Source organism: Amycolatopsis sp. cmx-4-83 (genome assembly GCF_046548815.1).
Taxonomy (GTDB): Bacteria; Actinomycetota; Actinomycetes; order Mycobacteriales; family Pseudonocardiaceae; genus Amycolatopsis; species Amycolatopsis pretoriensis_A.
The window spans coordinates 42973-62247 of sequence record NZ_JAEBEF010000015.1; the positions used below are offsets into that span (position 1 = coordinate 42973).

The 19275-nt window shown below is 73.3% G+C and carries 18 protein-coding genes; 7 read left to right on the forward strand and 11 right to left on the reverse strand.

Features of this window, described 5'->3' with window-relative positions:
- The first annotated feature begins 210 nt into the window (after nt 1-210).
- Both ACLJQM_RS38705 and ACLJQM_RS38710 read left to right on the forward strand, forming a co-directional pair.
- Nucleotides 211-1182: an ArsR/SmtB family transcription factor gene (locus tag ACLJQM_RS38705; RefSeq protein ID WP_410635310.1), complete on the forward strand. Its 972-nt coding sequence runs from the start codon at nt 211-213 to the stop codon at nt 1180-1182.
- A gap of 580 nt (nt 1183-1762) precedes the next feature.
- Nucleotides 1763-2209, forward strand: coding sequence for a peptidoglycan-binding domain-containing protein (locus ACLJQM_RS38710; protein ID WP_360778822.1), 447 nt, complete (start codon nt 1763-1765; stop codon nt 2207-2209).
- 51 nt (nt 2210-2260) lie between these two features.
- Here ACLJQM_RS38710 and ACLJQM_RS38715 read toward each other — a convergent pair whose 3' ends face one another.
- Nucleotides 2261-2653 (reverse strand): HPF/RaiA family ribosome-associated protein, encoded by a 393-nt coding sequence (locus ACLJQM_RS38715; RefSeq protein ID WP_410635311.1) that lies wholly within the window; start codon nt 2651-2653, stop codon nt 2261-2263.
- A 160-nt stretch (nt 2654-2813) separates the two neighbouring features.
- On the opposite strand from ACLJQM_RS38715, the gene ACLJQM_RS38720 reads away from it, so the two are divergent.
- Complete coding sequence (locus tag ACLJQM_RS38720) at nt 2814-3230, forward strand: hypothetical protein (protein ID WP_360778829.1); 417 nt, start codon at nt 2814-2816, stop codon at nt 3228-3230.
- An 8-nt stretch (nt 3231-3238) separates the two neighbouring features.
- Nucleotides 3239-3934 (forward strand): hypothetical protein, encoded by a 696-nt coding sequence (locus tag ACLJQM_RS38725; RefSeq protein ID WP_410635312.1) that lies wholly within the window; start codon nt 3239-3241, stop codon nt 3932-3934.
- Nucleotides 3935-4493: 559 nt separating this feature from the next.
- Here ACLJQM_RS38725 and ACLJQM_RS38730 read toward each other — a convergent pair.
- The 8 genes from ACLJQM_RS38730 to ACLJQM_RS38765 all read right to left on the reverse strand — a co-directional run bounded on the left by ACLJQM_RS38730 (nt 4494) and on the right by ACLJQM_RS38765 (nt 12431).
- Entirely contained in the window at nt 4494-5447 is a 954-nt protein-coding gene (locus ACLJQM_RS38730) for a GlxA family transcriptional regulator (protein WP_410635313.1), read from the reverse strand.
- Nucleotides 5448-5469: 22 nt separating this feature from the next.
- Nucleotides 5470-6036, reverse strand: coding sequence for a TetR/AcrR family transcriptional regulator (locus ACLJQM_RS38735; protein ID WP_410635314.1), 567 nt, complete (start codon nt 6034-6036; stop codon nt 5470-5472).
- Nucleotides 6037-6095: 59 nt separating this feature from the next.
- The gene (locus tag ACLJQM_RS38740) at nt 6096-7409 is read right to left on the reverse strand and encodes an ABC transporter substrate-binding protein (protein WP_410635315.1); all 1314 of its coding nucleotides are present in this window, start codon (nt 7407-7409) and stop codon (nt 6096-6098) included.
- Nucleotides 7396-8472: a branched-chain amino acid ABC transporter permease gene (locus ACLJQM_RS38745; RefSeq protein WP_360778843.1), complete on the reverse strand. Its 1077-nt coding sequence runs from the start codon at nt 8470-8472 to the stop codon at nt 7396-7398. The genes ACLJQM_RS38740 and ACLJQM_RS38745 overlap by 14 nt, the downstream gene beginning before the upstream one ends.
- Nucleotides 8469-9320 carry a branched-chain amino acid ABC transporter permease gene (locus ACLJQM_RS38750; RefSeq protein WP_247014088.1) on the reverse strand — a complete coding sequence of 284 codons (852 nt, stop codon included), beginning with the start codon at nt 9318-9320 and terminating at the stop codon, nt 8469-8471. Before ACLJQM_RS38750 ends, ACLJQM_RS38745 begins: the two co-directional genes overlap by 4 nt.
- Before the next feature lie 29 nt (nt 9321-9349).
- The gene (locus ACLJQM_RS38755) at nt 9350-10057 is read right to left on the reverse strand and encodes an ABC transporter ATP-binding protein (RefSeq protein WP_410635317.1); all 708 of its coding nucleotides are present in this window, start codon (nt 10055-10057) and stop codon (nt 9350-9352) included.
- Complete coding sequence (locus ACLJQM_RS38760; RefSeq protein ID WP_410635319.1) at nt 10050-10871, reverse strand: ABC transporter ATP-binding protein; 822 nt, start codon at nt 10869-10871, stop codon at nt 10050-10052. Before ACLJQM_RS38760 ends, ACLJQM_RS38755 begins: the two co-directional genes overlap by 8 nt.
- A 579-nt stretch (nt 10872-11450) precedes the next feature.
- Nucleotides 11451-12431 (reverse strand): ABC transporter substrate-binding protein, encoded by a 981-nt coding sequence (locus ACLJQM_RS38765; protein WP_360779249.1) that lies wholly within the window; start codon nt 12429-12431, stop codon nt 11451-11453.
- Between the two features lie 300 nt (nt 12432-12731).
- On the opposite strand from ACLJQM_RS38765, the gene ACLJQM_RS38770 reads away from it, so the two are divergent.
- Nucleotides 12732-13646: a Kelch repeat-containing protein gene (locus ACLJQM_RS38770; protein ID WP_410635320.1), complete on the forward strand. Its 915-nt coding sequence runs from the start codon at nt 12732-12734 to the stop codon at nt 13644-13646.
- On the opposite strand, the gene ACLJQM_RS38775 is transcribed toward ACLJQM_RS38770, so the two are convergent.
- Complete coding sequence (locus tag ACLJQM_RS38775; RefSeq protein WP_410635321.1) at nt 13609-14859, reverse strand: MFS transporter; 1251 nt, start codon at nt 14857-14859, stop codon at nt 13609-13611. The genes ACLJQM_RS38770 and ACLJQM_RS38775 overlap by 38 nt on opposite strands.
- Before the next feature lie 109 nt (nt 14860-14968).
- On the opposite strand from ACLJQM_RS38775, the gene ACLJQM_RS38780 reads away from it, so the two are divergent.
- Nucleotides 14969-15397: a hypothetical protein gene (locus ACLJQM_RS38780; protein ID WP_247014100.1), complete on the forward strand. Its 429-nt coding sequence runs from the start codon at nt 14969-14971 to the stop codon at nt 15395-15397.
- On the opposite strand, the gene ACLJQM_RS38785 is transcribed toward ACLJQM_RS38780, so the two are convergent.
- A complete protein-coding gene (locus ACLJQM_RS38785) occupies nt 15334-15960 on the reverse strand; it encodes a thioesterase II family protein (RefSeq protein WP_410635322.1) in 627 nt (208 codons plus the stop codon). The genes ACLJQM_RS38780 and ACLJQM_RS38785 overlap by 64 nt on opposite strands.
- 188 nt (nt 15961-16148) lie before the next feature.
- On the opposite strand from ACLJQM_RS38785, the gene ACLJQM_RS38790 reads away from it, so the two are divergent.
- Nucleotides 16149-19238 carry a BTAD domain-containing putative transcriptional regulator gene (locus tag ACLJQM_RS38790; RefSeq protein ID WP_410635323.1) on the forward strand — a complete coding sequence of 1030 codons (3090 nt, stop codon included), beginning with the start codon at nt 16149-16151 and terminating at the stop codon, nt 19236-19238.
- Nucleotides 19239-19275: the final 37 nt, after the last annotated feature.

Below are 19275 nucleotides of genomic sequence, written 5' to 3' on the forward strand. Positions count from 1 at the left end.
CGGCCTTGGACGCTTCGGGGCTCGACACGGCACCGAGGTTACCCGACCGGCGCCAGGCGGCCGGAATCGCGTCCGAAGCAGCGGAAAACAAGAGCATCCGCCAATTTGCCCGACGAATCTCCGCCGTTTCTGCCACGGGTAGCGAAATGGCGCGCGAATCCGATGTCACCCATGGAGTCGTAGACCCAGGGGGGAACCACGATGCCGTACTTGCGCATTCATTTCACCGAGGTCGATCTGGGCCGCACCCGGCTCGCGTCGCGGATCGACCACATGTGGGAGGTCGTGAACGCGGTGCAGCTGTTGCAGCACCGGGAAGGCGGCCTGTACTTCGACGGCTGGCGGCGGCGGGTCCGCCAGGAAGCGTTCGCCGAACCCCGGCTGCAGCGGCTCCTGCACACGCTGCTGCCCATCGCCCCGCACGCGGAGTACTTCCCGGATTTCCTGACCCCGGCGGGGGAATTCGACGATCTCGACGACGCGCTCGACGCGGTGGTGTCCGTGCCGAAGCCGCGGCTGCGGGCGGAAATGGCTTTGCTGGGCGGCGAATCGGCGCCGCTGCGCGCCATCGCCGGCGGCGGGGCGCCCGCCCTGCGCGGACTGCGCGCGGCGCTGGGCGGGTTCTACCGGGCGGCCGTGCAGCCGCGGCTGGCGGTGGTCGAAGCCGCCCGGCACGCCGACCTCGCCCGCCGGCTGCACACGCTCGGGCACGACGGCGTCGAGGCGGTGCTGACCGGGATCGCACCCGGTGCGGTCTGGGAGCCGCCGGTGCTGAGGCTGCCCTACGTGGTCGACAGCGACCTGCTGCTCGCCGGCCGCGGGCTGCGGCTCGTGCCGTGCTACTTCTCCCTGCAGCGCCCGGTCGCGCTCGCCGACCCCGCACTGCCCCCGACGCTGACCTTTCCCTTGGACCCCACCACCCGGCTGCTCGCCCCGGAACACCGCCCGGGCGACCACCTCGGTGCACTGGTCGGCACCACCCGCGCGGCGATCCTGCGGCTGGCGATGGACGGCTGCAGCTCCCGCGAGCTGATCCGCCGCACCGGCGTGGCCCCGGCGACGGTCACCCACCACACGACGATCCTGCGCGACGCGGGCATGATCGCCACCCACCGGGACGGCACCGTGGCGTCGCACCACATCACCCCGCTGGGCCTGCAACTGCTCCACCGGTCCGGGTGACGCGCACGCTTTCGGCGGACCCACGCCGAGTAGCCGGTGGGCGGGGCCGGTCGGGTGCCACCAGCATCAGCGACGCCGCACGCACCGGCCCGCGACACCACCGCCACCGGCGCGGCGAGCAGGTCAGCTCCTCCCGCGGGTCCCGGTCGTCCACCACGGCATCGGCCGGCGCGCCCGGCTTCAGAACGCGCACCCGCTTTCGCCGGACCCGCGCCGAGCAGCCGGTGGGCGAGGCCGGTCAGCTGCCACTGGCATCAGCGACGCCGCACGCACCGGCCCTCGACACCACCGCCACCGGCGCGGCGAGCAGGTCAGCTCCTCCCGCGGGTCCCGGTCGTCCACCACGGCATCGGCCGGCGCGCCCGGCTTCAAACGCGCACCCGCTTTCGACGGACCCACGCCGAGTAGCCGGTGGGCGGGGCCGGTCGGGTGCCACCAGCATCAGCGACGCCGCACGCTCCAGAACGCGCGCCCCCTTTCGACGAGGATCGAACGCCCCGTACCGGCCGCCTCCGCGAGGGGAGACTCCAGGCGTCCCGACCGACGACCCCTGCCGAACAGGGGGAGAAAGGACCGGAGAATGCGGATCACACGGGGAATCACCAGGGGCGTCGTCCACGGCGCCATGATCCTTTCCGCGCTCGTCGCGGCACCGGCGGCGCAGGCGGCCACGCCGGCGGCGCACCCGGGCACCGCCTCGGCGGCGAGCGTGCCCGACCGGCGGCTGCACCCGCCGGAGGTCAGCCCGGCGGTGTCGTGCGGCTACTACTCGGGCAAGGTGGAAACCGTCCGGGGCAACACCGGCAACCGCGTCCGGGAAGTGCAGTGCCTGCTGCTGCACTGGGGGTACAGCGTGGGTTCGTCGGGCGTCGACGGCGACTTCGGCCCGGCCACGGAGTCGGCCGTGAAGGCGTTCCAGGCGGACACCTACACCGTCTGCGGCCCGCCCGGCCTGGTCAGCGACGGCCGGGTCGGCACGCACACCTGGAGCGCGTTGCGCGCCCCGGACAGCTGCCCGACCGAGTAACCGGCACCGGCCCGGCTCCCGCCCCGAGGCGGAGCCGGGCCGGCCCGGCGGTCAGTCCCGCTGCTCGTCGAGCACGCCGACCTGGTCCGGGTCCTCCGGCGCGGGCATGTGCCGGATGCTTTCGCTGCCCTTGTGGTCGTGCGCGCGCTCGTACCGGGAATCCAGTACCCGCCCCAATTTGTGCGCCGCACCGGCGTAGGCATCGTCCACAGTGGCCGCGTGGTGCGTGACCGCGATCGGCTGCTTGCCACCGGGCCGCGCCTCGATCACGCACTTCTTGTCTTCCGGTTTGCCGCCGCCGTCTTCGCTCAGGTGCACCTCCACCCGGGTCAACCACCCGCCGAACCGGGAGAGGTTGTTCTCCAGGTCGGTGGTGACGAAGCCGGCCAGCCGCTCGCCGCCGTGGACGTTGTGGTCGGTGTTGACCTGGATCTGCACGAGCACCCTCCAAAGCGGGACAGCGATGATTACGGTCAGTACCACGGGAGCGAACGCCTCAAACCGTCTTCGCCGAACGCCCCACGCGAAGCGCCGTCACCGAATAGGATCGACGCGGCCCAGCCCGGACGTCCCGACCTCCGGCGGCGAACGGTGGAGGACAGGCATGTCGCAGTTTTCGTTGACGATCATCGAAATCATCCCCCGGGTGCTGCTGCTGGTCGTGGGCCTGCTCGGCTTGGTCTTCTCGGTCAAGGGCCGCGCCAAGGGGGTGTCCGGCCTGATGGTGGCCGCCTTCGCCGTCATGCTCGCCACGACGGTGGCGGGCATCGCGTGGCAGTTCGTGGCGTTGGACGCGGCGACCTGGAGCCGGTCCGAGCACCTCTCCATCGCCGACATCCAGCTGATCTTCCTGGTGGTGGGCATCGTGTTCGACGTGGCCGCGGCCCTCTCCTGGCTCCTGGTCGCGATCGCGGTCGTCAAGGGCGGCCGCCCGGCCGCCTTCGCGCAGCCGTACCCGGGTCCGGCCGGCTACCCGGTGGCGCAGCCGGGCTACCCGCACCCCCAGCAGCCGCCGAACTAGGCGTCCCGGTGCCCGGCCTCGTCGAACTGGCCTACACGACCGGCGGCGGCGTCGTCGGTGCGGCGCTGACCAACTACTTCGCCAAGGTCCAGGACCGGCGCGGGCTGCGCGCCGAGGTCCACCGGCAGCTGGCGGCGGTCCGCGAGCTCAGCGGCGGCATCCGCGGCGTGGCGATCGGCGCGGCTCCCCCGGTGCCGGGGGACGACCGTCAGGCATCCATCGCCGCCGAGCTGGGTGTCGCCGCGCTCCTCGAGGACGGCACGGACGCCCGGAACGCCCTGCGCGCGGCCCTCGCGGACCTGCTGACCGCCGCCCTCGTCGCGGGCGTACCCCGCCGGGTGGCGGACTTCGCCGGCGGCGCGCACGAGCGCCTCTTCGAAAGCGAGCTGGCGCGGACGATCGACCGCCGGGCCGGCAGCGTGCTCGGCGCCGAGGCGGACCGGCTGGTCAGGACGGCGCAGGAGTACCAGACGGCAGCCGCGGGCCTGCTGCTGGCGGTGCTCTGGCGCCCGTGGCGGACCCGGCCGCGGTTGCGCCGCCGCATCGCTGCGCTGCGCGCCGAGGTGGGATCGCTGCACCTGCTGCAACAGGAGGCGATCGCGGTGCTCACACGGCCGGAACACGCGGCCACGCTGTACGCGCGGCTGGACCCCGACGGGCGACGCTGGGAGACGTGGGGACTCGAGCCGCCTTCACCCGCTTGAGCCGCAGCCGGAACAGGGCGCCACCCGCTACGAGTGGCCCGGCTCCGACCGACGCTGGGCCTCGAGCGCCTTCACCCGCCTGCCGGAACACCTGCGGGCTCCGGCCCGCAACCCACCCGAACCGCACCCGGCACACGCCACCTGCGGCAGCCGCCGCCCGAAAGCTCGTCCCAGAAGGCCTACGGACTCCACCCGCCTGACCGCGGCCGGCACACCACCATCCGAGGTCGCCCGCCGCCGCCCGAAAACTCACCCCGAACACCTACGGACTCCACCCCACCGGCCGCAGCCGGCACACCACCACCCGAAGTCACCCACCGCCGCCCGAAAACTCACCCCGAACACCTACGGACTCCACCCCACCGGCCGCAGCCGGCACACCACCACCCGAAGTCACCCACCGCCGCCCGAAAACTCACCCCGAACACCTACGGACTCCACCCCACCGGCCGCAGCCGGCACACCACCACCCGAAGTCAGCCGCCGCCCGAACGCCCGTCCCCGAACGCCTGCGGACTCCACCCGCCTGACCGCAGCCGGAACCCGCCGCCACCCGAAATCACCCGCCTGCCCCCGCTGCCCGGAAACTCGCCCGGTACGCCTGCGGGCTCCTCCCCACCACCCGCTTGAACCGCTCCCGGAACGCCGTCGGCGACCCGAACCCCACTTGCCCCGCGATCCGGTCCACCGGCTCGCCCGTCGCCTCCAGCAGGTGCTGTGCCCGCCGCACCCGGGCGCGCAGCAGCCACTGCAGCGGGGTCGTGCCCGTCTGCTCGCGGAACCGGCGGTTGAGCGTGCGCGTGCTCATCCCCGCGTGCCCCGCGATGCCCGGCAGCGTCAGCTCCGCCGCGCAGTTCTCCTCCAGCCACGCCAGCAGCGGCTCCAGCTCGGACCCGCGCGGGGCCGGCGGGGTGTCGTGGACGATGAACTGGGCCTGCCCGCCCTCCCGTTCCAGCGGCATCACCGACATCCGGGCCGCGGCGGCCGCCACCGCCGAACCGTGGTCGCGGCGGACCAGGTGGAGGCACAGGTCGAGGCCCGCCGCGGCGCCCGCCGAGCTCAGGATCCGGCCGTTGTCCACGTACAGCACGTCCGGGTCGACCTCGACCGCCGGGTGCAGGCGGGCCAGCTCGGGGGCCGCCGCCCAGTGGGTCGTCGCGCGCAGGCCGTCCAGCAGGCCCGTCTCCGCCAGGATGAACGCGCCCGAGCAGATCGACGCGATCCGCGCGCCCCGCTCGGCCGCCGCGCGCAGCGCCGACACCACGGGGGCCGGGACCGGCGGGTTCGCCGAGCGGCCCGGGACGATGATCGTGTCCGCGGTCGCCAGCCCGGTCAGGTCCCACGGCGGCCGCAGCGTGAACGCGCCCGCGTCCACCTCCGGTGCCGGGGCGCAGATCCGGACCTCGTAGGCGGGCGAGCCGTCGAGGAGCCGGGTCCGCGAGAAGGTCTCGATGGGGGTCGCCAGGTCGAACGGGACGACCTGGTCCAGCGCGAGGACCGCCACGATGTGCATGGTCCCCACGATAGATCGTCCACTAAGGACGGAGGCTGCCCAGCATCAGGTTCGCGAAGTGCTCGCCCACCTGCTCCCCCGACAGCTCGCCGTCGGCGTGGTACCACATGCCGAGCCGGTGGATGGCGCCGAAGTGATAGTTGATCACCAGGTCGGCCGGGACGTCGGCGCGGAAGGTACCGGTCCGCTGCCCTTCGGCGACCAGGTCGCGCACGCGCTCGTGGTAGGTGCGCCGCTCGGCGCGCACCTGGACCTGCTTGGACTTCTCCAGCAGGGGGAACGACTGGAAGAACACGGTCGCCGCGTCCAGGTCGGCGATGCTCGTCACGACGACGTCGACGATGATCGCGTGCAGCCGCTCCGGCAGCGGCAGGTCCGACTCCGCGATCGTCACCATCCGCCGCGTCTGCATCCGCAGCATCGCCACGTAGATCTCGAAGAGCAGGTCGTCCTTGGACTCGAAGTAGTGGTAGAGACCACCCTTGGTGACGCCGGCGGCTTCGACGATCTCGCGGACCCTCGTCGCCTCGAAGCCCTTCTCGGCGAACAGCCGGACCGCCGCCCGCACGACCTTCTCCCTGACCGTCATGTCGCCACCCTATGTGAGCGGGGGCCGGCCCGCGGCACCGCCGCGAACCGGCCCGTTCCTCACTTGCTCAGCAGGTTCACCTGCTCCGGGGTGGCGCGTTCACCGGTGTACGCCGTGATGGCCCCGGTACCCCGGTCGGTGACGGAGGGTGGCTGGATGATCGCCGTCGTGGTGTCCGGGTTGATCTTGAAGACGTACGCGCCGGTGTACCCCGCGTGCGATTCCTTCGAGAACCCGAACGGCGTCAGGCCCGGGCCTTTGAGCGACCCGGAGCTCATCGCGTCGACGAGCTTCTGCCGCGTCGGGTCCGGCCCGGCGGCCTTGAGCGCCTGCCCGAACGTGTAAGCCTGCACCATGCCGAACAGCACGGTGTTCGTGAACGGCTCCTTCGGGATGTACTTGTCGTGGAGGCCCTTGAAGTAGGCAACCCACGGGTCCGACGTCTGGGCGACGTCCGGCAGGTAGCCGGTGCCGATCAGCCCGGCCAGCAGCTGCCCGCTGGAGACGCTGGCGCCGCCGCGCTTGGCGAAGTCCTGCAGCAGCCCGGAAAGCGTCGCCGGGTCCGCGCCGATGCTGCTGACCACGAACTGCGGCCGGTAGCCGATCTTCGCCGCGGCCAGGATCGACAGCGCGGTGAACGCCGGGATGCACGCGCAGACGACGACCTCGGCGCCCGCCGCCTTCAACGCGGAAAGCTGCGGCGTGACATCGGTGTTCGCGCTGTCGTAGCCCTGGCGGACGACGGTCTGGTCCTTGACGAACTGGTCCAGCCCGGCCTGCGTGTCGCGGCCGACGTCGTCGTTCTGCGTGAAGTAGCCGACCTTCTTGCCCGCAAAGGTGCTCTTGATGTACTGGCCCTGGATCTTGCCCTCGCGCGTGTAGTCCACCTGGTACCCGAAGGTCATCGGCGCCTTCTGCGGGTTGTCCCAGGCCAGCGCGCCCGACGACACGAGCAGGTCCGGCACGCCCTCGGCGTTGAGGTAGTCGACGACCTTGGAGTGCGTCGGCGTGCCCAGCCCGCCGACGATCGCGAACACCTTGTCCTGCAGGACGAGCTTCTTCACCACCTCGACGGTCTTCGTCGGGTTGTAGCCGTCGTCCTCGACCTTGTAGTCGATCTTCCGGCCGTTGATCCCGCCGCCGTCGTTGATCGCCTGGTAGACCGCGCGGGCGCCGACGGAGATCTTGCTGTACCCCGGCGCGGCCGGCCCGGTCAGCGGCTGGTGCGTGCCGATAACGACGCTGTCCTTGGTGACGCCGACGGCGGAGTCCGCGGCCTGCTGGCCGCCGCCGTCGCTCTCCCCCGCGCCGCCGCACGCGGTCAGCGCCAAGGCGAGGGCGAGGAAACCCGCGCCGTACCTAGTGGTTCTCATGGTTCTCCTTCTTTTCGGCGGGCTTGCGGAGGAGTGTGCGGAGCCGCTGGAAACCGCCCTGGATGCCGCGCGGGAAGGCGAGCACGACGACGATGAGGATCACGCCGTACACCGCGAGCGGGAGGTTGTTGGCGACGTCGGTGTTCAGGTGCAGCACGTCGGCGAGGTCCTCGGACCAGGCCTGGAAGTACACGAGCGCGACCGCGCCCCACAGCGCGCCCCACAGGGACCCGAGCCCGCCCAGCACCACGGCCGCCAGCAGGCTCAGCGACAACGCGGGCGTGAACGACCCCGGCGCGGCGGTGCCGAGCAGGAACGCCTGCAGGCCACCGGCGAGGCCGCCGCACACCGCGCTGACCAGGAACGCGAGGATCTTGGTGCGCCCGACGGCGATCCCGCTCAGCGACGCGGCGACCTCGTCGTCGCGGACCGCGCGGAAGTCGCGCCCGAGCCGGCCGCGGACGATGTTGACCACCAGCACCAGCGCGATGAGCACGCTGAGCCAGACGATCCAGGTCTGCCAGCGCAGTTCCGGCACCAGACCGACCACTCCGGACGGTCTGCTGTGGACGGTGAAGCTCAACCCGTTGCTGCCGCCCAGGAAGTCCGGGAACTTGCGGGTCAGCGCGGGCAGGCCGACGGCCAGCGCGAGCGTCGCGCCGGCGAGGTACGGCCCGCGCAGCCGGGCCGCGGCGGCCCCGGCCAGCAGCCCGGCGAGCCCGCCGGCCGCGCTGGCCAGCAGCAGGTCGGCCCACAGCGGGAACGACGGCACCTTGTTCACCAGCAGCGCCACCGTGTACGCGCCGATGAACATGAACGCGCCGTGCCCCAGCGAAACCTGGCCGGTGAGGCCGGTCAGCAGCGTCAGCCCGGCCACCGCGATCAGGTAGTAGCCGATCGTCGCGATGCGCAGGTTGGTGAACTCGTCGGTCACCAGCGTCAGCACGACGACGACGGCGAAGGCCGCCAGCGCGAAGAGGACGTGGCGGACCAGCGGCGGCAGCGTGCGCTTCTTCCGCACGGCGGGCGCGGTGGTCCGGGGAAGACTGGTGCGCACGCTCATACCCGCCTCGCCTTCGCCCGGCCGAACAACCCGCTCGGGCGAACGGAAAGCACGATCACCAGGATCGCCAGCGCGGCGATGGTCACCATCTCCGGTCCCAAGTAGCCGGACACATAGGACAGTCCGACGCCGAGGACGAACCCGCCCGCGATGGTGCCCAGCGGATTGTCGAGACCGCCGAGCACCGCCGCGGTGAGCGCGTAGACGAAGACGCCGTCCAGCACGTTCGGGAAGAGGAACGGTGGCGTGGCGAGCAATCCGGCCAGCGAGCCGACCGCCGCCGCCATGCCCCAGCCGACGGTGAGCATCAGCCCGACCCGCACGCCGAGGGTGCGGGCGACGTCCGGCGCGAACGCGGCCGCCCGCATCCGCAACCCCAGCGGCGTGTACTTGAACACGACGAGCACGAGCGCGGCGATGGCGAGCACGATCAGCACGACGAACAGGTCGTTGGCGGAGAACCGGCCGCGGAAGTCGAAGGCGTAGGGGAACGCCAGCGGCTCGTTGGACCAGATCATGCCCGCGATCGCTTGCAGCACCAGCAAAAGCCCGAGCGTGACGATGATCGAGCTCAGCTCGGAGCGGTGCCGCAGCGGCCGGATCAGCAGCCGTTCGGTGGCGACGCCGAGCACGGTCCCGGCGACGATCGCGACGGCGAAGCCGAGCCAGTAGCTGCCCGTCGCCTTGGTCACCGAGTACGCGAGGTACGTCGAAATCAGGGCGAGGGCGGGTTGCGCGAAGTTCACCACCCGGGTGGCCCGGTAGATGATGACCAGTGCGAGCCCGAGCGCCGCGTACACCGCGCCGGCCGAGATCCCGCCGAGGGTCAGATCGAAGAAGTCCTGCATACCGGACCGTTCACCTCCATTGTGGACGCTCAGAAGCCGAGGTAGGCGTGGCGGAGGCCGTCGTCGGCCAGGAGTTCCGCCGCGGTGTCGACGGCCACGACCCGGCCGAGCGCGAGGACGTACCCGCGGTCGGCGATGGACAGCGCGCTGTGGGCGTTCTGCTCGACGAGCACGACGGTCAGGCCGGTCGAGGCCCGCAGGTCCCGCAGGATCCCCATGATCCGCGCGGTGATCAGCGGGGCGAGCCCCAGCGACGGCTCGTCCAGCAGCAGGAGCCCGGGCCTGCTCATCAGCGCGCGGCCGATGGCGAGCATCTGCCGCTCGCCGCCGGACAGCGTCGACGCGGGTTTCGCCGAACGTTCCGCCAGCGGCGGGAAGAGCTCGTAGACCTCGTCGCGCGCGGCCGCGCGATCGGCGCGGTCCCGCCGCCACAGCGCACCCAGCCGGAGGTTCTCGTCGACGGTCAGCTCGGTGATCACGCCGCCGCCTTCGGGCACGTGCGCGACCCCGCCGCGGGCGATCCGGTCCGGCGCCCGGCCGGTGAGTTCCTCGCCGTTCCAGGAGATCCGGCCGGCGCGGGCGGGCTGCAGTCCGCTGATCGTGCGCAGCAACGTGGTCTTGCCGGCGCCGTTCGCCCCGAGCACGGCGGTGATCCCGCCCCGCTCGACGGTGAGGCCGACGCCGTCGAGCGCGTCGACGGCGCCGTAGGCCACGGAAAGGCCGTCGATCTCAAGCACCGGGCGCCTCCTCGGCGGGGTCGCCGAGGTAGGCCTCGGCCACGCGGGGGTCGGCCTGGATCTCGGCCGGGGTGCCCGCCGCGATCACCTCGCCGAAGTTCAGCACCACGACGCGGTCGCAGACCTGCATGACCAGGTCCATGTGGTGTTCGACGAGCACGACGGCCATGTGCCGCCGCAGCGAGAGGATCAGCGTGGAAAGCTCGACGAGTTCGGCGGCCGAGAGCCCGCTCGCGGGTTCGTCGAGCAGGAGCAGGTCGGGTTCGGCGACGAGCGCCCTGGCGAGTGCGACGCGTTTTCGCACCCCGTAGGGCAGAACGCCGGGAAGCCGGTCGGCGAGGTCGGCGATGCCCAGTTCCCCGAGGGTCGCCCGCGCCCGCCCGGCGAGGCCGGCTTCGTCGCGCGCGGACCGCCCGGCCCCGACGAGCGCGGGGAGCACCCCGGTGCGAGCGTGCCGGCCCGCGCCGGCCATCACGTTCTCCAGCACCGTCAGCCCCGGGAAGAGCCCGAGCCCCTGCAGGGTCCGCACGATCCCGAGGCCCGCCAGGTGTTCCGGGCGGTGCCGGACCAGCGGCTCCCCGCGCCACAGCACGCGCCCCGCCTGCGGCCGCACGAACCCGCAGACGACGTTGAAGAGCGTCGTCTTGCCCGCGCCGTTCGGCCCGATGACCCCGACGACGGTCCCGGCGTCGACGCTCAGCCGGACGTCGCGCAACGCGGTGAGCCCGCCGAAGCGCACGGTGAGGCCGTCGACCACGAGGAGATCCTCGCCGGGCAGCGCCTCGCCGGAACCCGCCTCGCCAAGAAGTGTCATCGATGACTCTCCTGTCTCACCATGTGGACCAGGCCGTACCGCGCGGTCGGTATGAAGAGGGTGGAGGGCAGCGGCGGTGAAGTCAAGGTGCGAACCACCGAAACCGGGCGCTCCGGAAATTTTCACAAAGCGCGCGCTTAGTGGTATTCGGTACCGGGGAGTAACGGGAGCACGGGTGAAGTCGGGGCGGCGCGCGGGTTCGGGTCTGAGGTGCCGGGTCGCCGGGGGTGGGCGGGGTCGCGAATGAGTCATTCGGGATCACTGAGGCCGCGAATGAGTCACTCGCAGCACCTGTGGCCGCTCCCGCTGGTTCTCCGCCACCGGCCGCCCGGCGCCGGAGACTCGCGGCCCCGCCCCGGCCGCCTGAGCGGCCGGGGCCGGTCAGGCGGCCGGCCGCCGGGGCGGTGGCTGGCAGGCGGCTGTCCGCAGGGCGCCAGCTGGCAGGCAGGCGGGCGGGCGGCGGCGAGCGCGAAAACTGGCAGGCAGGGCAGCTAGCGGCGGGCGGCAGCTCGCGGCGGGCGGCGGCACGACGAAGGGCGGGCACGCCTCAGCGCACCCGCCCTCCCAAGCTCCCCGGCCTCAGCCGGTACTGGCCTGCGGAGCGATCATCGAAGAAGCGTCGATCTTCGTCTGCACCACACCCAGCTGCTGCAACAGGTCCGGCACCCGCTGGATGCGCCGGGCGTCCAACGTGGACCCGAACGCCGGCATCACCATCAGGCTCGCGATGTCCTGGTCCACCCGCGCGTTCCGCACCACCAACGGCTCCACCCGCGCCCGGTCCACCGCCGCACGCGTGGCGTTGAGCATCGCCCGCTGGAACGCCGCCAAGGTCTTCGGGTGATCCCTGGCCCACTTGGCCGTGGCGCCGTAACCAGTGAGTGGGAACGCCTGCGTACTGCCGCTCGCCGCGTCGATCACCGGGTACGCGCCGGCCGTCTTGGCGGCCTGCGTCAGGAACGGTTCCGGCTGGTAGGCGGCGTCGACGCGGCCCTGGGCCAGTGCCGCGCCCATCTCCGGCAGGGGCATCGGGACCCACGTCACCTTGTCCGCGTCGATGCCGTGGTCGCGCATCACCGAGCGGGTCAGGACGTCGGAAGCCGCGTTCTTCGAGCTGATCGCGATCCGCTTGCCGCTCAGGTCGTTGACCGTCTTCACCGGGGAGTTCGGGACCGTGACGACTTCGTTGCTGCGCGGGCTCGCCGAGGTGGCGTCGGAGATCAGCTTCAGGTCCGCCGTGCCGCTGCTCTTGGCCAGGAAGAACAGGGTGTACGTCGAGAGTGCGAGGTCGTCCTTGCCGTCCACCATGCGGGTCAGCGTGTCCTGGCCGCTGGCGCCGATGTCGGTCTGCACCTCGAGGCCTTCGGCCTTGAAGTAGCCGCCTTCCTGCGCCAGCCACAGCGTGGCGAGGTCGACGGTGGTGAGGATCGCGACCCGGATGGACGGTTTTTCGACGCCGCCGCCGGTCTTCGTCCCGCCGAGCTGGCTGCACCCGCTCAGCAGCAGGGCGGCGGCGACGGCGAGCACGGCGAACCGGCGGGTCGAGGCGCGTCTGGGCATGGCACTCCTCGGGAATGAATCCTCGTGCGTGGGGAATCCGGCTCGTAAAGCCGTGGTCCGCGGACTGTAGATGACGATTTCCGCGCCCGCAATCACGTTGCCGAGAATTGCGACCGCCGTGATCACGTGCGGAAACAAACCAACGAGGAGCTCGCACACAGCGTGATCGTCGTCCGCCATCCGGCCGAGCGCACTGGGACGGATGATCGTCACCGGTACTGCTCCGAAGGCGTAAATCGCGGACGCCGTAACGAAGCGGATCACCGCGGAGACTCTGGGCGGCAAAAGAGGGTGGAAACGATGAACGAATGGAAGTACCGGCCGCCGCTGCTCTCACCCCGGTTCGGCCACGAGGTGGCGGCCGTCGGGGACGACCTCTTCGTCCTCGGCGGTACCGACGGCGAAGTCGGCTACAGCTCGGTCGAGACCCGCCACGCCCGCGGCGACGGGGAGTGGCACTACGTCAGCCCGATGCCCGTCGCACGGGGGAACTTCGCGGCCGGGGTCGTGGCCGGGATCGTCTACGCCGCGGGCGGAACCGGCCCCGGCGGCAGCGCGCTGGACGCCGTCGACCGCTACGACCCCGAACGCGACACGTGGGGTCCGGCGCCCGCGCTGCCCGTTCCGCTGGCCGCGGCTTCGGCCGCCGGGCTGGACGGCCGGCTGTACGTCGCGGGCGGCGTGGTCGGGAACGCCGACCCGGCGGAGCACGCCACCGACGCTGTCCACGTGCTGGACCCGGCCGGCCCCCGCCCGCACTGGGTGCCGGTGGCGCCGATGCCGACCCCGCGGGCGCGGTTCCGGCTCGTGGCCACCGCGACGCACCTGTACGCGATCGGCGGCCTGCCGAGCCGGAACCAGGACGCGCTCGCCTCGATCGAGCGCTATTGCCCGGAAGCCGACCGCTGGGAAGCCGTGGCCCCGATGCACAAGCGCCGCGGCGCGCCCGGCGCCGCCGTGGTGGGCAACCGGATCGTGGTCACCGGCGGCGGTCCCGCCCCCGTCGGGGACCCGACGGCCCGCGACCGCACGGCCGAGGTCTTCGACGCCGGCACGGGTTACTGGCTGCTGCTGGGCACGCTGCTCCCCCACGGCCGGGCGTCGCTGGTGTGCGCGGCGGCGTCGGCGCACCGGATCCTGGCGATCGGCGGGAGCGCGAACACCTACGGCAGCGTGGTCACGATCCCGGACGTGCTGTCGCTGAAGCTGCCTTGACCGCGAACCGGCGCAGCCCCGGCGTGCCGGCGCCGACGGCCACCACCGCCGCCACGCACAGCAGGCCGCCGCTGACCAGTGCGAACGTCCCCGACGTCGCGCCGGCCACCAGGCCGCCGCGCAGGTTGCCGACGTCCGGGCCCGCCTGCCCGACGATCTGCTCCGCCGCCGCCACCCGGCCGAGCAGCGCGTCGGGGGTGTTGAGCTGGACCAGCGCGCCGCGGGAGACCACCGAAACCGTGTCCGCCGCGCCCGCCAGCACCAGGCACGCCAGTCCGAGCCACGGACCCGGCGCCAGCCCGAACGCCGTCAGTGCGACGCCCCACGCGGCGGAGCCCGCGAGCATCACCCGGCCCGGCCGCGGGAGCCGGGTGAACGCCCCCGAGAACACCGACGCCACCACGCCGCCGACCGCGATGGCCGACAGGAACAAACCGAGCGTGCGCGGGTTGCCGCCGAAGTGCTCCTCGTTGACCAGCGGGAACAGGCTGATCGGCATGGACAGGACGGTCGCGGCGAGGTCGGTGAGCAGCGCCCCGCGCACGACCGGGGTCCGCACCAGGAACGCCAGCCCGTCGAGCACGCCGCGCAGGCCCGGGCGCGACAGCTCGCCGTCGGGCCGCATCGCCGGGAGGCCGAAGAGGCCGTAGAACGCCAGGCCGAACGTGAGGGCGTCGACGACGTAGCAGCCGCCGACGCCGAGCCAGCCGAGCAGGAGGCCGCCGAGCGCCGGGCCGAGCAGCATCGAGCCCTGGAAGGCGATCCGGTTCAGCGCGAGCCCCGCGGGTAGTTGCTCCGGCGGCAGCAGCCGGGGGATGAACGTGCGCCCGGCCGGGCCGCCGCCGGCGACGAAGCAGGACTGGACGGCCACCAGCCCCAGCACCCCGAGCACCGGCACCCCGCCCACGAACCCCTGCACGGCCAGCAGCACCGAGCAGCCGGCCTGCCCCGCCGTCATGACGATGGCGAACTTCCGGCGGTCGACGCGGTCCACGAGCGTCCCGGCGAACAGGCCGAACACGATGACGGGCAGGGCCTGCGCGAGCCCGACCGCGCCGGTCCAGACGGTGCTCCCGGTCTGCTCCCAGACCTGGAACATCACGGCGACCAGCGTCATCTGGGCGCCGAAGCCGGAGAACACCCGGCCCAGCCAGAGCCGGCGGAACGCGGGCGACGCGCGCAGCGGGGTGACGTCGACCAAGGAGCGAAGCACGGGCCGAATCGTAACAGTGCTTATACGTCTGTCGGGCGCGATCCGGGGAAGTGGTTTGAAAGTCGCGTCGGGCAGCATCGGCCGCACCCCGAACGCAAGAGGAGTCACCATGAAAGCCGGTGCAATCCACGCCGTCATCGGCACGGCCGTCCTGGGGGCGGTCGTCCTCGCACCCCCCGCCGAAGCGGCCGGAACCGGCGCCCAGGTGGTGGCGGCGAGCTGCACCGCGGGCCCGTTCCGCGGCACCGTCTCGGTCACGTACCAGCCGGTCGGCACGACCGAGTACCACCCGGGCGTCGCCACCATCGGCGGCGGCCCGTACATCGGCGACTCGGCGACGTTCACCCTCGACGTCTCCTACGCCGGCGCGGGCACCACCACGTCCGTCTACACCGGGACGTTCACCGGCACGGCGGGCACGAAGCTCAGCGTCCACCTGCCCGACGACGTCAAGGTCCCGCAGGACGTCCCGAGCTACGCCTCCGTCGCGTTCGACGGCGGCGCGAGCCCCTGCACGGCCAGGGCGGAGATCAGGTAGGCCGAGCGCAGGACGGCGTCACGCAGCAGCGCGGCGCTGTCCTGGGCCCGCGCCGGGGTCAGCACGAACCCGGCGCTCGTGTGCTCGCCCCAGCCGGTCATCACGTGCGGTTCGCCGAACCCGCGGATCGGGCACGGCAGCGGGGGCGCCGCAGGCACGTGCGCGTCGCTGACCAGCAGGCTCACGTCGGCGCGGGCCGCCTGCTCGGGCACCGCCCGCGCGGCCCGGTCCGGCGGCGCCTGGTGCGCGACGACGAGTGCCCGCGGGACCCCCAGTCCCGCGGCCACCCGCCGCTGCGCCAGCCGGTAGGCGACCAGCGCGCCGAGCCCGGCCCCGAACAGCACGTGCGCCCCGGCGAGCACCCCGGCCAGCTCCGCGGACAGCGACTCGACGAGCAGCCACATGTCCCGGTACGGGTGCTCGTCGTGGCGCTCGCCCCGCCCGGGCAGCTCGACGACCTGCACCGCGATCCGCGGGTCGCGCCAGGCCCGGTAGCGCCCGGCGGCTTCGCCGGCGTCCGGGAAACAGACGAACAGCAAGCGCTGCGGATCATCGGTGTCCACCCGTGGCCTCCCTTCCGGCGTGTCCGGTTTCCCAGCCGGCCAAAAGCAGGCCGGCCCCCAGTGCGGTACGCAACCGTCGTGACGAAAGCCATCCGGCCGTGACTGTGGTCGGAGGGGAAACGATCGGCACAGTTAGGGTCGGCGACGGCACTTCCGTTCCGCTTCGGTCCGCCTTCTGGGGGCAACACGTGCGCTATCGCCTGCTCGGGCCGGTCACGGTCCTCGGCGCCACGGGCGCGTTCCGGCCCGGTGGCCAGAAACAGACGTCCGTGCTGGCCGCGCTGCTGCTCAACCCGAACCGCGTGGTCACCGAAGACCGCCTGATCGACCTGACCTGGGGCGAGAACGCGCCGCCGAGCGTCCGCGGGCGGCTGCAGGTGCACATCTCGGAGCTGCGGAAGCTCCTCGGCCGCGACGTCATCGTGCGGCGCGCGCCCGGCTACGTCATCGAGGTCGGTCCCGGCGAGCGCGACCTCGACGTGTTCGACGACGAGGTCGCCCAGGCCAGGGCCACGGCCGGGCCCGAGGCCGTCACGCACCTGCGGGCGGCGCTCGCGCTGTGGGAGGGCACCCCGCTCGGCGGCGTCAGCGAAGCGCTGACCGAGCACGAAGGCCCGGCGCTGGCCGAGCGCCGGCTCGTCGTGCTGGAGGAGCTTTACGAGCAGGAACTGGCCTCCGGGCGGCACGCCGAAGTCGTCGGCGAGCTGCGGCAGCTCGTCGAAGAGCACCCCTTCCGCGAACGGCTGCGCGCCGCGCTGATGCTCGCGCTGCACCGCTGCGGCCGCACCCCCGAGGCGCTCGAGACGTACACGCGGGCGCACGACCTGCTCGTCGACGAACTGGGCATCGAGCCCGGCCAGGCCCTGCAGGAACTGCGGATGCGGATCCTGCGGGGCGAAGGCGAGCCCGCGCCGCCGCCCGCCGCGGCCCCGGTCGCGCCGCGGCCGGCCGAGCTGCCGCTGGACGTCCGCGGGTTCGCCGGCCGCGCGCCCGAACTGGCCACGCTCGACGAACCCGGCGACGTCTGGGTGCTCACCGGCACGGCGGGCGTCGGCAAGACCGCGCTGGCCGTGCACTGGGCCCACACCGCGCGGGCGCGCTACCCCGACGGCCAGCTGTACGTGAACCTGCGCGGCTTCGACGCCGACGACGAGCCGCTCACCCCCGCTGCCGCGCTCGCGCAGCTGCTGCGCACCCTCGGCGTCGACCTGCGGGACGTGCCCCCGGGCCTCGATGACCAGAGCAAGCTCTACCGCTCGCTGCTGGCCGACCGGCAGGCGCTCGTGGTGCTGGACAACGCCCGTGACGCCGCCCAGGTGCTGCCGCTGCTGCCGTCGTCGGGCCGGGTGCTGGTGACCAGCCGCCACCGGCTCGACGAGCTGGTCGCCCGCACCGGCGCGCGGTCGCTGGGCCTGGCGCAGCTGCGCGAGGACGACTCGCAGGCGCTGCTGACCGCTCTGCTCGGCGACCGGACCAGCGCCGAGCCGGAGGCCGCGGCCGAGCTGGCCCGGCTCTGCGGTCACCACCCGCTGGCCCTGCGGATTGCCGCGGCGAACACCGGGGTCGCCAGCATCGGCGAGCTGGTCGAGGAGCTGCGCGGCGACCCGCTGGCCCAGCTCGGCTTCGACGGCGCCGAGGAAAGCGCCGTCGCCAAGGCGTTTTCGGTGTCCTACCAGGCCCTGCCGACCGGGCTGCGGCAGGCGTTCCGGCTGCTCGCGCTGGTTCCGGGCGCCGACTTCACGCCGATCGCCGCGGCGGCGCTGCTGGCCGTGCCGCCCGACGAGGCCGCGCGCCGGCTGCGCGGGCTGGCCGCGGCGAACCTCCTGGAGGCGCACGCGCCCCGCCGCTTCCGCTTCCACGACCTCGCCCGCCGCTACGCCGAGCAGTGCGTCCGGGCCGAAGAGGACGAAGCCGCGCGCGAAGGGGCGTGGGAGCGGCTGTTCACCGGCTACTGCGCGGCCGCCGACGCCGCGGTCGCGCTGCTCGGCGCCCGGATCGTTTCGCTGCCCCGCGAAGACGCCCCGGCGGCGCCGAGCCCGATCGCGTTCGCCGACGCCGCGGCCGCCGTGGCCTGGCTCGACGTCGAAGTCCCGAACCTCTCGGCGGCGCTGCGGCAGGCCGCGACGCGCGGGCCGTACCCCGGCGCCTGGTACCTGGCCGACGCCCTGCGGCGGTTCTTCCACGACCACGGCCGCCGCGCGGAGTGGCTCGAACTGGCCCCGATCGTCCTGCGCGCGGCCCGCGACCACGGCGCCCGGCCGGCCGAGGCGCTGGTCCACCTGTCCATCGGCGGCGCGTACTTCCGCGAGGGCCAGCACGAAGCCGGCATCCGGCATTCGGAGAAGGCGGTGCTCGCCAGCCGGGAGTGCGGCTGGCGCGAGTGCGAGGCGACGGCCGTCGCGAACCTGGGCTCGATGCTGGAGTGGACCGGCCGGCTGTCGGAGGCCGTCGAGCACAGCCGCCGCGCGATCCAGCTGTTCCGCGAACTGGCCAACCGGTCCGGCGAAGCGCTCGCGCTGAACTCGCTGAGCTGCCACTACCGCCAGCTCGGCCGGCTGGAGCAGGCGGAGGACTGCCTGGTCGAGGCGATCGCGCTGGCCCGCAAGGAGGACCTGGCGTTCTGGGCGGCGGCGAACCTCGCCGACCTGGGCTGGGTGCTGCTGGCCACCGGACGGCTGGCCGAGGCGGGCGAGGTCCTCGACCAGGCCCTGGCGGCGTTCCGCGACCTCGGCACGAGCTTCGGCGAAGCGACGGCGTTGAACGCGGTGAGCGCCCTGCAGATCGCCCGCGGCGACCACGACGAAGCGGCCCGCACCGCCCGGGCCGCGCTCGACTGCGTCCGCCGCGACGGCGACCGGCAGGTCGAAGCGGCCGCGTTGATCGCGCTGGGCCGCGCGGAGGAAGGCCGCGGCGACCTGTCCGCGGCGGAGCGCGTCCTGCGGGAGGCCCGGGACCTGACGGCGGAGTCCGGGCTGCGCGGCCAGCTGGCGGAAGCGGCGGCGACGCTGTCCCGGGTGCTGGCCGCGGGCGGCCGCGCGAGCGAGGCGGGCGAACACGCGCGGGCGGCCCTCGACGCGGCGCGCGCGGGCGGGTTCCGCGTGGTGGAGGCGGAGGCGCTGCTGGGGCTGGCCGCGGTCGAGGTCGCGGCGGGCCGGTCGACGCTCGCCGACGGCACGGCGCGGGAGTCGCGGTCGCTCTACCGCGCGGTCGGGCACGTCACCGGCGAGGCCGTGGCCGCGGAATTCCTGGCCGGACTGCCCGGGCGCGCCACCGGCTGAGTCGCGGTCGATGCTGTGCCGGGTGCCGCGGCGCGAC